Annotated in this window: 9 protein-coding genes; 2 read left to right on the top strand and 7 right to left on the bottom strand. The window is 64.1% G+C overall.

The window, feature by feature from the left end:
• Nucleotides 1-54 precede the first annotated feature (54 nt).
• The 3 genes from LQ564_RS21775 to clpS form a co-directional block, all read right to left on the bottom strand.
• Entirely contained in the window at nucleotides 55-3477 is a 3423-nt protein-coding gene (locus tag LQ564_RS21775; protein ID WP_231060201.1) for a S41 family peptidase, read from the bottom strand.
• A gap of 304 nt (nucleotides 3478-3781) precedes the next feature.
• Nucleotides 3782-6082 carry an ATP-dependent Clp protease ATP-binding subunit ClpA gene (gene clpA, locus LQ564_RS21770; RefSeq protein ID WP_231060200.1) on the bottom strand — a complete coding sequence of 767 codons (2301 nt, stop codon included), beginning with the start codon at nucleotides 6080-6082 and terminating at the stop codon, nucleotides 3782-3784.
• Nucleotides 6079-6381 carry an ATP-dependent Clp protease adapter ClpS gene (gene clpS / locus LQ564_RS21765; RefSeq protein ID WP_231060199.1) on the bottom strand — a complete coding sequence of 101 codons (303 nt, stop codon included), beginning with the start codon at nucleotides 6379-6381 and terminating at the stop codon, nucleotides 6079-6081. The genes clpA and clpS overlap by 4 nt, the downstream gene beginning before the upstream one ends.
• 321 nt (nucleotides 6382-6702) lie before the next feature.
• Between clpS and cspE the strand changes: the two genes are divergently transcribed.
• On the top strand, nucleotides 6703-6906 hold the full coding sequence (cspE, locus tag LQ564_RS21760) for a transcription antiterminator/RNA stability regulator CspE (RefSeq protein WP_020653506.1): 204 nt from the start codon (nucleotides 6703-6705) through the stop codon (nucleotides 6904-6906).
• Nucleotides 6907-6994: 88 nt separating this feature from the next.
• Here the strand turns inward: cspE and LQ564_RS21755 are convergent, their stop codons facing one another.
• Both LQ564_RS21755 and icd read right to left on the bottom strand, forming a co-directional pair.
• A complete protein-coding gene (locus LQ564_RS21755) occupies nucleotides 6995-7195 on the bottom strand; it encodes a hypothetical protein (RefSeq protein ID WP_231060198.1) in 201 nt (66 codons plus the stop codon).
• A 164-nt stretch (nucleotides 7196-7359) separates the two neighbouring features.
• Nucleotides 7360-8613 carry an NADP-dependent isocitrate dehydrogenase gene (gene icd, locus LQ564_RS21750; protein ID WP_231060197.1) on the bottom strand — a complete coding sequence of 418 codons (1254 nt, stop codon included), beginning with the start codon at nucleotides 8611-8613 and terminating at the stop codon, nucleotides 7360-7362.
• Nucleotides 8614-8807: 194 nt separating this feature from the next.
• Here icd and LQ564_RS21745 point away from each other — a divergent pair, with 194 nt between their 5' ends.
• On the top strand, nucleotides 8808-9353 hold the full coding sequence (locus LQ564_RS21745) for a pseudouridine synthase (RefSeq protein ID WP_231060196.1): 546 nt from the start codon (nucleotides 8808-8810) through the stop codon (nucleotides 9351-9353).
• A gap of 146 nt (nucleotides 9354-9499) precedes the next feature.
• On the opposite strand, the gene LQ564_RS21740 is transcribed toward LQ564_RS21745, so the two are convergent.
• Both LQ564_RS21740 and LQ564_RS21735 read right to left on the bottom strand, forming a co-directional pair.
• The gene (locus tag LQ564_RS21740) at nucleotides 9500-10267 is read right to left on the bottom strand and encodes a DUF3108 domain-containing protein (protein ID WP_231060195.1); all 768 of its coding nucleotides are present in this window, start codon (nucleotides 10265-10267) and stop codon (nucleotides 9500-9502) included.
• Between the two features lie 148 nt (nucleotides 10268-10415).
• On the bottom strand, nucleotides 10416-12650 hold the full coding sequence (locus tag LQ564_RS21735) for an NADP-dependent isocitrate dehydrogenase (protein ID WP_231060194.1): 2235 nt from the start codon (nucleotides 12648-12650) through the stop codon (nucleotides 10416-10418).
• Nucleotides 12651-12834 lie beyond the last annotated feature (184 nt).

The following is a 12834-nucleotide window of genomic DNA, read 5'->3' as shown; positions in this document are numbered from 1 at the left end:
GACGGCGTGATGAACGGCAGATACCGTTTCACCACGCCGCCACAATGTCGCCTGTCAGCGCTGGGTCGCGCCGCCCGCCGCGCCTTCGCGCGGGATGCCTTCGCGCGGGCCGCCGTCGCGGCGCAACGCGGGAATCGCCGCCGGTTTCCACGGCTTGACCGGCTGCTCCGCCATCTTCTTCTCGAGCAGCTCGATCGCCACTTCCAGCTGGCGGTCGCGGCCGGCGAAGGTCTCGTGCGGCAGGTTCTCGACCTCCACGTCCGGGGTCACGCCCACGCCTTCGATCAGCCACTCGCCGTCGGTCGCGAACTGGCCGAATTCGGCCACGCGCGCGCGGCCGTTGTCCGCCAGGGTGTTGCCGTCGCTGAGCCAGACGCCGGCGCCGGCGCTGCGCTTGCCGACCAGCGGGCCCAGTTTCAGGGCCTTGATGCCGGCCGCGAAGGTCTCGCCGTCCGAGTAGGTCAGCTCGTCCATCAGCACCACCAGGTGGCCGCGGAAGGTGTTCTGCATGTTCGACTGGGGCTGGTTGCCGTTCGCGCTCCAGAACGCCCACGAGCGGCGCAGCAGCTTCTCGATGATCCAGCTGTCGATGTTGCCGCCGTTATTGCGGCGCACGTCGATGATCAGGCCTTCCTTGTTGATGTTGGCGTAGAAGTCGCGCGCGAAGGCGTTGATGTCGGCTGTGCTCATGGCGCGCAGGTGCAGGTAGCCGATCCGGCCTTTCGAGGCCGCGTCGGCCTGCTGCGCCCTGCCCTGCTCCCAGTCGGCATAGCGCAGGCTGGCGTGGCGCACCATCGACACCGGCGTGACGATCACGGCGCGCGGCTTGGCGTTCTTGTCGCCGCCGCTCTTCACGTGCAGCAGCACCTGCTTGTCGGCCTGGTCGAGCAGCAGGTCGGCGATGTCGCGCGATTCGCTGAGCTGCTTGCCGTTGACGGCGGTGATGATGTCGCCCTCCTTGACACCGACGTCGGGTTGCGCCAGCGGGCCGCGTTCGAGCGGCAGCTCCGGCTCGCTGCGGTAGATGCGGTCGACCCGGAAGCCGTCGCCGACGCGCGAGAGCACCGCGCCCAGGCTCGACGGCACGCCCTCGCCGGTGGCGCGGCGGATGTCGCCCGGGACGATCTGCGAGTGCAGCGCGCCCAATTCACCCACCATCATGCCCAGCACGTCGTTCAGTTCCGCGCGGTCGGTCACGCGCTCTACCAGCGGCGCGTACTTGCCGCGCACGGCGGCCCAGTCGACGCCGCGCATATTGGCGTCGTACAGGAAGTCGCGGTGCATGCGCCAGGCGTCGTTGAACATCTGCGTCCATTCCAGGCGCGGATTGGTGCTGATCGCCCAGTCGTCGACCTTCACGCGCGCCTTGCTGACGTCGGCCGGTGCCTTGGCGCCGGCCGGAACGATCAGCATCTCGCCCGGACCGGTGGCGGCAGCGGTGCGGTAGAACACGTGCTTGCGGTCGCTGCTCAGGCCCCAGCTGCGCACGTTGGCGGCGAAGGTTTCCGGTTGCGGCGAGCTGCGCGAGATCTCCAGGGTTTTCAGCACGCCGCGTCCGTTGTCGCCGGTGTCGAGCAGGTAGAGGCGCTTGTCGTCGATGTCGAGGCCGCGGTAGTTGCCCGGTGCGATCGGCACCACGTACAGGCGCTCGCGCAGGCCGGCGTAGTCGACCGCCGGCACCGGCGCCGCCGGTTTGGCCTTGTCGGCATTGGCCGCGTTGACGGCATTCGCAGCGGCCGTGGCCGCGGCGATCGCGACGGCGTCTTCCTTGCCCGGCGTGGTCACCGCCAGGCGCGCGGCGGCTTCCGGCGACTTCTCTTCCGGCTTGGTCAGCTCGTCCTCGGCCTTGAACGGGAAGCGCACGCCGGGCTGCAGCGCCAGCGCATACACGCCGACACGGCGGTCGAACACCGGCCCCATGTTACGGTCGCCCCATGGGCCGCCATTGCTGACGTTGAAGTTGCGCGCCGAGAGGAAGTACAGCCATTTACCGTCCGGCGAGAACACCGGCGAATCGGCGGTGTAGCGGTCGGTGGTGACGAAGGCCTTGGACTTCGACGGCAGGTTGTACATGCCGATCTGGTTGCGCTGCTCGCTGCTGCCGACGCGCACGAAGGCCAGGTTGCGGCTGTCGGGCGACCACACCACCTGGTCCGGACGGTCGGCGCCGACCTGGCGCGCGTCGTCGATGATCACATTGGTCTTCGCGTTCAGGTCGAGCAGCCAGGTGCGGCCCTTCTTGTCGGTGTGGGCCAGCCACTTGCCGTCCGGCGAAGGATAGATGCCGGAACGGTGGCTGGCGCCATCCGTCGTCAGGCGCTCGCCCTTGCCGGAACCGTCGGCGGCGTAGCGCCAGATCTCGTTCTCGCCGGTGGTGTCCACAAACGCGTAGACCCATTTGTCGTCGTGGCTGAACACCGCGCTGCGGGCGCGCGCCCCTTCAGGCACCGCGATCTCGACCCGGCGGTGGCTGCCGGTGCCGGCGACGGTGACGCGGCCGCGCGCGGTCAGCACGATGCGCTCGGCCTTGTTGGCCACCTCGATATCGGTCAGCGCATCGAGCGGCGAGCGCACGCGGCGGGTGCGCTGCTGGTCGAAGTCCGACACCAGGCTGGCCTTCACGACGGTGTCGGCGCCGCTGGCGATGTCGAACACGTGCAGGTCGGCGCCCAGCTGGTAGGCGATGCGGCCGTCGCCCAGCGAGGCGGTGCGCACGTCCCAGTCGCTGTGCTTGGTGTGGACCTTGCGGTCGCTCCCGTCGGGCAGCGCCGACCAGATATTGTCCGAGCCGCCGGCATCGCTGATGAAGTAGACCCGGCCCTGCCACCACATGGCGCGCCGGTTGTTGGCGTCGTCGCCCTTGAACATCGGCGTCGCCTCGCCCGGCTGGCCCAGCTCGTAGCGCCACAACTGCGCGTGCGCCCCGCCGCGGTAGGCCTTGACGTTATCGTTGGTCATCGACAGGCCCATGCGCGTGAAGAACACGGTGCGGCCGTCGTCGCTCAGGGTGGCGTCGTTGGCGTCGGCCAGCGGCAGCACGCGGCGCGTCAGCCTGGCCGGGTCCAGCGCCGCGACCACGCGGTGCTTCGATGGGCCGGTCGAATTCTCGGTGCTCACCAGGACCTCGCCCTGCGCGGTCCAGCCCAGCACCGTCACACCGCCGTTTTCGAAGGTGACGCGCTTGGGCAGGCCGCCCTCGATCGGCATCACATAGGCTTCCTGCGCGCCTTCGTAGGAGGCGGCGAAGGCGATCGATTTGCCGTCCGGGGAAATCGCGGCCTGGGTTTCGCTCGACGGGTGGGTGGTCAGGCGCGTGGCCTTGCCGCCGGCCAGCGTGGTGCGCCACAGGTCGCCCTCGGCGGTGAAGACGACGGTGTCGCCGCGCACGGCGGGGAAACGGAAGTAGGGGTCGGCGGCGGCGGCCTGGCTGCCGATGAGCGCCAGGGACAGCGCGAGGATGGTGCGGGGGACGGTCATGTTCTGTGTGGCAAGTTTGGGAAAGAGGATGAGTTTGCCACACGCGCATGTGGATTCGGCGTGCATACGTGCAAAAAAAGTGGGTCGCGGGTGTGCTGGCAAACTTGGAGGGAATAGTGCCAGTGGCAGTATTCCCGCCTGCGCGGGAATGACGGTTTCAAGGCCAACTAATATCGCAGCGCCGATTAAGGGAGCTAGCTTAAAGACCGTCGTTCCCGCGAAGGCGGGAACCCAATTTTGTTCGCAAAGCGTTAGCGCAAAAAAAAACCGCGCCAAAGCGCGGTTTTCATCGCAAGACCAAACCTTATTCGATCTCGACCGTCTCCGCCGGAGCCGGCGGCGGCGCCGCATCCCCTTCCGGGAACTCGAGCACGACATCGTCCTTCTCGTTGATGTCGACCGTGATGCGGCCACCGTTGACCAGGCGGCCGAACAGCAGTTCGTCGGCCAGCGCCTTGCGGATCATGTCCTGGATCAGGCGCGACATCGGACGCGCGCCCATCAGCGGGTCGAAGCCTTTCTTGCCGAGGAACTTGCGCAGCTTCTCGGTGAAGACCGCTTCCACCTTCTTCTCGTGCAGCTGCTCTTCCAGCTGCATCAGGAACTTGTCCACGACGCGCAGGATGATGTCCTCGTCCAGCGCGCGGAAGCTGATGATGGCGTCCAGGCGGTTGCGGAACTCCGGCGTGAACATGCGCTTGATGTCGGCCATCTCGTCGCCTGCCGCCTTCGAATCCACGAAGCCCACCGAGCGCTTCGTCAGGCTTTCGGCGCCCGCATTGGTGGTCATGATGATGATCACGTTGCGGAAGTCCGCCTTGCGGCCGTTGTTGTCGGTCAGCGTGCCGTGGTCCATCACCTGCAGCAGGATGTTGAAGATGTCCGGATGCGCCTTCTCGATCTCGTCCAGCAGCAGCACGGTGTGCGGCTTCTTGGTGATCGCCTCGGTCAGCAGGCCGCCCTGGTCGAAGCCGACGTATCCCGGCGGCGCACCGATCAGGCGCGACACCGCGTGACGCTCCATGTACTCGGACATGTCGAAGCGCACCAGGTCGATGCCCAGGATGAAAGCGAGCTGCTTGGCGACTTCGGTCTTGCCGACGCCGGTCGGACCCGAGAACAGGAAGGAGCCGATCGGCTTGTCGGTCTTGCCCAGGCCCGCGCGCGCCATCTTGATCGCGGCCGACAGCGCCTCGATCGCGGGATCCTGGCCGAACACCACGTTGCGCAGGTCGCGGTCGATGGTCTGCAGCTTGCTGCGGTCGTCCTGGTTGACGGTTTGCGGGGGAATCCGCGCGATCTTCGCGATGATGTCCTCGATCTCGGTCTTGCCGATGGTCTTCTTCTGCTTCGACTTCGGCAGGATGCGCTGGGCGGCGCCGGCTTCGTCGATCACGTCGATGGCCTTGTCCGGCAGGTGGCGGTCGTTGATGAAGCGCGCCGCCAGCTCGGCCGCGGTCGACAGCGCCGACGCCGAATACTTGACGCCATGGTGCTCTTCGAAGCGCGACTTCAGGCCGCGCAGGATCGCCACGGTCTGCTCGACCGACGGTTCGTTCACGTCCACCTTCTGGAAGCGGCGGCTCAGGGCATGGTCCTTCTCGAACACGCCGCGGAATTCCGTGAACGTGGTCGCGCCGATGCATTTGAGCTGGCCGTTCGCCAGGGCCGGTTTCAGCAGGTTCGATGCGTCGAGCGTGCCGCCCGATGCGGAACCCGCGCCGATGATGGTGTGGATCTCGTCGATGAACAGGATGCCGTTCGGGGTGTCCTTCAATTGCTTGAGGACGGCCTTCAGGCGCTGCTCGAAGTCGCCGCGGTACTTGGTGCCGGCCAGCAGCGCGCCCATGTCGAGCGAGTACACGACGGCGTTCTGCAGGATCTCGGGCACGTCTTCCTGGACGATGCGCCATGCCAGGCCTTCCGCGATGGCGGTCTTGCCGACACCGGCCTCGCCCACCAGCAGCGGATTGTTCTTGCGGCGGCGGCACAGGATCTGGATCACGCGGTCGACTTCTTCCTCGCGGCCGATCAGCGGATCGATCTTGCCGTCGGCGGCCGACTTGTTCAGGTTCTGAGTGAACTGGTCGAGCGGCGATTCCTTGGCCTGGCCTTCGACCTGCGCTTCTTCCACGCCTTCGGACGCCTTGGTGGTGTCCATCTGCTGGTCCTTGCGCACGCCGTGCGAGATGAAATTGACCACGTCGAGGCGGGTCACGCCCTGCTGGTGCAGGTAGTAGACGGCGTGCGAATCCTTCTCGCCGAAGATCGCGACCAGCACGTTGGCGCCGGTGACTTCCTTCTTGCCGTTCGAAGCCGACTGCACGTGCATGATCGCGCGCTGGATCACGCGCTGGAATCCGAGCGTCGGCTGGGTGTCCACCTCGCCCGTGCCGGGCACGGTCGGGGTGTTATCACCGATAAAATTAGTCAAGGTCTTGCGCAGGTCTTCGATATTGACCGCGCACGCACGCAGGACTTCGGCGGCCGATGGATTGTCGAGGAGGGCCAGCAGCAGGTGTTCCACGGTGATGAACTCGTGGCGCGCCTGCCGGGCTTCGACAAAGGCCATGTGTAGGGATACTTCAAGTTCCTGCGCAATCATACTTCCTCCATCACGCATTGCAGGGGATGCCCTGCCTTACGCGCATGCGTTAAGACAAACTCCACTTTGGTACACGCTATATCTTTGGAAAACACCCCGCACACGCCCTTGCCGTGCTGGTGCACGGAAAGCATGATCTGGGTCGCCGTTTCGCGATCCTTGTTGAAGTACTCCTGGATGATCGCGACCACGAATTCCATTGGCGTGTAGTCGTCGTTCAGCAACGCCACCTGGTAAAGCGGTGGCGGTTTTACTGTCTGCCGTTCCAGCAGCTGTTCGGTGTCATGCTTGGTAGCCATGGGACGTATTCTAATGCTTTCAAAATCAGTGCCAAGCGTAAACATCAGCTCGTTTTCATGTGCTTTCCATCTTACGCGTTTTCCGTTGAATGCGCAGATGGCGATCCAATTGACGAAATCAAGAGCTGGGTTACCTCTGCCGTGAAAAATTTGGCAACAAGCGCGCAAAAGCTCTTGACTTGCGTGGTTATTCAACCAACAATGCAGTTATCGACTGTGTACTTATGTACTTGTTGATAAGAAGTGAGCAGGCTGAGGAGGGGGCAAGAAGCTTCTTGCTTTTATGGCTCGTGTGATTAGTTAAAATTTGAAAGTTCTTTTATGGCAACTGGTACTGTTAAGTGGTTCAATGATTCCAAAGGCTTTGGCTTCATCACTCCTGATGACGGCGGCGAGGATCTGTTTGCACACTTCTCCGCGATCAATATGAACGGTTTTAAGACCCTCAAAGAAGGTCAAAAAGTCCAATTCGAAGTCACGCAAGGCCCGAAAGGCAAGCAAGCTTCCAACATCCAGGGCATGTAATCTTTCCCCTCCCGGAAGCAAGAAACCCCGCCCTGGCGGGGTTTTTTTTCGCCCCGCGTTCCATTATTCGTCCCGATCGGAATGGATACTACTCCGCTCCCGCCGCCTGCATCGCGCGGATGAACGCTTCGGCGTCCGCCAATAGTGCGGCGATATCCGCGCTGCTCGCAGCGCCCTCCCCTGTCTGGAAACTCGCCAGCGCCGTATCGTAGCGCTCCGCCAGCGCGGCGCCGCGTTCGGCGAAGGCCGGCGGCAGCGCCTGCGGGTCGCGCAGGCGTTCGGGTTTCACCCAGCGGTGGAAACCGTAGACCAGGCGGCCGATCCGCTCGTAGAGGGTGTGAAAAAACGGCTATGGCAAGGCGCCGAGTCGAAGACAGTACACTCGTACGGCGAGACGAGGCAACGCAGCCATGGACGAATTTTTCACACGCTCGTAGTGCGCCGCCGGGTCCATCACATCTGCTCGATCATCACTTCGCCGAAGCCCGAGCACGAGACCTGGGTCGCGCCTTCCATCAAACGGGCGAAGTCGTAGGTGACCTTTTTCGAGGTGATCGCCTTTTCCATCGCGCTGATGATCAGGTTCGCCGCCTCGATCCACCCCATATGGCGGAGCATCATCTCTGCCGAAAGGATCAGCGAACCCGGGTTCACGTAATCCTTGCCCGCGTATTTGGGCGCGGTGCCGTGGGTCGCTTCGAACATCGCCACCGAATCCGACATATTCGCACCCGGCGCGATGCCGATGCCGCCGACCTGCGCGGCCAGTGCATCCGAAATATAGTCGCCGTTCAGGTTCAGGGTGGCGATCACGCTGTATTCGGCGGGGCGCAGCAGGATCTGCTGCAGGAAGGCGTCCGCGATCGAATCCTTGATCGTGATCTCGCGGCCGGTCTTCGGATTCTTGAACTTGCACCATGGGCCGCCGTCGATCAGCTCGGCGCCGAATTCCTTTTGCGCCAGGGCGTAGCCCCAGTCGCGGAAACCGCCCTCGGTGTACTTCATGATATTGCCCTTGTGGACCAGGGTCACCGAGGGCTTGTCGTTGTCGATCGCATACCCGATCGCCTTGCGTACCAGGCGCTCGGTGCCTTCGCGCGAGACCGGCTTGATGCCGAGGCCCGAGGTTTCCGGGAAGCGGATCTTCTTGACGCCCATTTCCTCGGTCAGGAACTTGATCATCTTTTTCACGCCGTCCGACCCTTCGGCCCATTCGATGCCGGCATAGATGTCTTCCGAGTTCTCGCGGAAGATCACCATATCGGTCTTTTCCGGCTGCTTCAGCGGCGACGGCACGCCGGCAAAATAGCGCACCGGGCGCAGACAGACGTACAGGTCGAGTTCCTGGCGCAGCGCCACGTTCAGCGAGCGGATGCCGCCGCCGACCGGAGTGGTGAGCGGGCCCTTGATCGAGACCACGTAATCCTTGACCGCTTCCAGGGTCTCGCCCGGCAGCCACACATCGGGGCCATACACATTGGTCGACTTCTCGCCCGCATAGATTTCCATCCAGCTGATCTTGCGCGCGCCGCCATAAGCCTTGGCCACCGCCGCATCGACCACCTTCAGCATCACCGGGGTGATGTCGATGCCGGTGCCGTCGCCGACGATATAGGGGATGATCGGATGATCGGGCACGCTCAGCGAGGCGTCGGCGTTGACGGTGATTTTCTGGCCGTCGGCCGGGACCTTGATGTGTTGGTACATGTGTTCTCCCAGGTGGTCGCATTCGCAGACGCCGTTCGCATCGGGGCATCTGAATTACAATGTGGAATACGGCTGCAGGTCTTGTATAAGACTACGGTGTGGTGTCTTGCATTATGCACCAGTATTTCTCACGGCGCCATTGAACACCTTGTCGGCCGCCCTGCGCTCCCACTACTTAACCAGTTCCACGTTTCATGCCCCTGATTCTGTTCAATAAACCCTTCCAGGTCCTGTGCCAGTTCTCCCCGCAGGAGGGCCGCGAATCGCTCGCGGATTACCTCGATATTCCCGGCATCTATCCGGCCGGGCGCCTGGATGCGGACAGCGAAGGGCTGATGCTCCTGACCGACGACGGCAAGCTGCAGCACAAGATCGCGCATCCGGATCACAAGGAAGCCAAGACCTATCTGGTGCAGGTCGATGGCGTGGTGGACGCGGCGGCGCTGGCGCGCCTGCAGGCGCCGCTCGACCTGGGGGACTTCGTCACCAAGCCGTGCAAGGCGGTGCGCATCGCGGAGCCGGAGTGGCTGTGGCCGCGCAATCCGCCGATCCGGTCGCGCCAGGACAAGCCGACCAGCTGGATCGCGATCACGCTCGAGGAGGGCAAGAACCGGCAGGTGCGGCGCATGACGGCGGCGGTGGGCTTGCCGACCTTGCGGCTGGTGCGCGGCAGTATCGGGCCCTTCTCGCTGGCCACGCATCCCCTGATGCCCGGCGAGCATATCGAAGTCCGACTGTAGGGTGTGCCTGGGCGGCCCCGCGGGCCTCCGCCCACGCGTCCAGCTCCTCGATGAACGGATGATGCGCCTGCCATTCACGCACTGTTTGAACGCGTGGGCGGCGAAGCCGCCCACCCTACGATGCGCGGCCATGCAAGCGTTACGAGTCAATCGATCAAGGTCTTGACCATCACCCGCCCATCCGGCAGCGGGCTTTCCTGCCGCACCATCTGCTGGCTGCCCTTCGCAAACCAGAACGTCGACTCGCTCCCCGGCCGGTTGTAGTCGGTCTTCACCACCCAGCAATCCACCGGCCCGCCTGGGCCCGCGATGGCGGCCGAGCCGGTCACGCGGAACGAATATCGCTGCGGCGCCATGCTCCCGCCCGGATGATAGAAATTCACGCGCGCATCCAGCCCCTCGGCCAGCGGCAGCGCCTGCATGAACTCGATATCGGTCTCGAAGTTGTAGGTCGGCTCGTTTGACACCACCGACAGATCCTTGTGCGTGTTCTCGGCGAGATCCTGCATGCCGGTGACCTTGTCCGGCGCGAACACGAAGCCCTCGACCACGCGCTTGCCGTCCATCTCGCTCACGCGCTGGTGCGTCAGCGGCCGGAAGGTGCCCGCCTCGAACCACGAATCGAAGGTGCGCACCGACGGTTTCGGCAGCACGCCATCCCAGCGCTGCACGATGCGCATGCGGCGCTTGCCGCCCCGCTCTTCGAACCGGATTTCGCGCGTCCAGATATCGATCGGCTGGCTCGCGCCGGTCGACGGGGTGCGCATGAAGCGCAGGTAGTGGTGGGTGCCGGCCTTGACCAGGTCGATGCGCGGCAGCTGGCTGCCGACGTCGACATTCAGGACGGCGGCCTGGCTCGACAAGGACAAACCGAGGGCCAGGGCGGCGATGAGGGGGCGATACGGGACAGGCATGGCGGCTCCGCGAGTGGGTTGATCCACCCGAGTATCGAAGCTGTGCATGCGAGGCCGCAAGCAAAAATGGATATGCATGCCTGCGCGGGGCGTAAAAAAACCCGCCAGGCATACGCCGGCGGGTTTTGTCTATCCAGGCGGGCCCGGATTACGCTGCGAAGGATTCCAGCGCGGCGTTGAAGGTCGCGCTCGGACGCATCACGGCCTTGACTTTCGCGTCGTCGGCCTTGTAGTAGCCGCCGATGTCGACCGCCTTGCCCTGCACTTCCAGCAGCTCGGCGACGATCTTCTGCTCGTCGGCTGCCAGCTGCTTGGCCAGCGGCGCGAACTTGGCCGCCAGTTGGGCGTCCCCGGTTTGCGCGGCCAGCTCCTGGGCCCAGTACATCGACAGGTAGAACTGGCTGCCGCGGTTGTCGAGTTCACCGGTCTTCGGCGACGGCGACTTGCGGTTGTCCAGCAGGCGGCCGGTAGCGGCGTCCAGGGTCTGGGCCAGCACCTTGGCTTTGCTGTTGCCGGTCTTGAGGCCCAGGTCTTCCAGCGACACGGCCAGCGCCAGGAATTCGCCCAGCGAGTCCCAGCGCAGGTGGTTTTCCTCCACCAGCTGCTGCACGTGCTTCGGCGCCGAACCGCCCGCGCCGGTTTCGTACATGCCGCCGCCGGCCATCAGCGGGACGATCGACAGCATCTTGGCCGAGGTGCCCAGTTCCAGGATCGGGAACAGGTCGGTCAGGTAGTCGCGCAGGATGTTGCCGGTCACCGAGATGGTGTCCAGGCCGCGCGAGACGCGTTCCAGCGTGAAGCGCATCGCACGGACCTGCGACATGATCTGGATGTCCAGGCCGCTGGTGTCATGGTCCTTCAGATAGGTCTTGACCTTCTTGATCAGCTCATTCTCGTGCGGACGGTACGGGTCGAGCCAGAACACGGCCGGCATGCCCGAGTTGCGCGCGCGGGTGACCGCCAGCTTGACCCAGTCGCGGATCGGGGCGTCCTTCACCTGGCACATGCGCCAGATGTCGCCGGTTTCCACGTTCTGGCTCATCAAGACTTCGCCGGTCGCGAGGTCGACGATGTTGGCCACGCCGTCTTCGGTGATCTCGAAGGTCTTGTCGTGCGAGCCGTATTCCTCGGCCTGCTGCGCCATCAGGCCCACGTTCGGGACGGTGCCCATGGTCTTCGGATCGAAAGCACCGTGCCATTTGCAGAAGTTGATCACTTCCTGGTAGATGCGCGCGAAGGTCGATTCCGGGATGACCGCCTTGACTTCCTTCAGGCGGCCGTCGGCGCCGTACATCTTGCCGCCGGCGCGGATCATCGCGGGCATCGAGGCGTCGACGATGACGTCGTTCGGCGAGTGGAAGTTGGTGATGCCCTTGGCCGAGTCGACCATGGCCAGCGCCGGACGGTGTTCCTGGCAGGCGTGCAGGTCGCGTTCGATTTCTTCGCGCTGCGAGGCCGGCAGGTCGGCGATCTTGTTGTACAGATCGGCCATGCCGTTGTTGACGTTGATGCCCAGGCTGTCGAACAGGGCGCCGTGCTTCTCGAACGCTTCCTTGTAGAACATGCGCACGCAGTGGCCGAACACGATCGGGTGCGAGACCTTCATCATGGTGGCTTTCACGTGCAGCGAGAACAGCACGCCGGTGTTCTTCGCGTCTTCGATCTGCTTCTCGTAGAAGGCCAGCAGGGCCTTGCGGCTCATGAACATCGAGTCGATGATTTCGCCGGCCTGCAGCGCGACCTTCGGTTTCAGCACGATGGTCTGGCCCGACTTGGTCACCAGTTCCATCTTGACGTCGCGCGCGGCGTCCAGGGTCATCGACTTTTCGCCGTGGTAGAAGTCGCCGCCGGTCATGTGCGACACGTGGGTGCGCGATGCCTGCGACCATTCGCCCATCGAGTGCGGGTTCTTGCGTGCGTATTCCTTGACGGCCTTCGGTGCGCGGCGGTCCGAGTTACCTTCGCGCAGGACCGGGTTGACGGACGAGCCGATGCACTTCGCGTAGCGCGCCTTGATCGCCTTTTCTTCGTCGGTCTTCGGGTCGGCCGGGTAGTCCGGCAGGTTGTAGCCCTTGCCCTGCAGTTCCTTGATGGCCGCGGTCAGCTGGCCCACCGAAGCCGAGATGTTCGGCAGCTTGATGATGTTCGCGTCCGGCTCGAGCGTCTTCTTGCCCAGTTCGGTCAGGGCGTCGGGGACGCGCTGTTCCGGGGTCAGGTTTTCCGGGAACTGCGCCAGGATACGGGCAGCGACCGAGATGTCGCTCTGCTCGACCTTGATGCCGGCCGGCTTGGTGAAGGTGCTGACGACGGGCAGGAAGGCGTGCGTCGCCAGCAGCGGCGCTTCGTCGGTCAGGGTGTAGATGATGGTCGGATCACTGCTCATACGCTTTTTCCTCGATGATCGCGCGGGTGGCGCGATGGCTGAAAACGGTGGGTAACGCTCCCCTGTCTTGCTGAGGTCTTCTATAAGACATAAGACGGGCGTTTCACATTATGCACCAGTATTTTACTGTGCGCTATGGTTTTAAACGCTGCGCCCCTCCGGCCATGCCCGGCAGAAGGCAAAC

It is taken from the genome of Massilia phyllostachyos (genome assembly GCF_021044825.1).
GTDB classification, from domain to species: Bacteria; Pseudomonadota; Gammaproteobacteria; order Burkholderiales; family Burkholderiaceae_D; genus Telluria; species Telluria phyllostachyos.
Note: the sequence above shows the minus strand (reverse complement) of the source record. Positions and strands in the feature narration are given on the sequence as shown.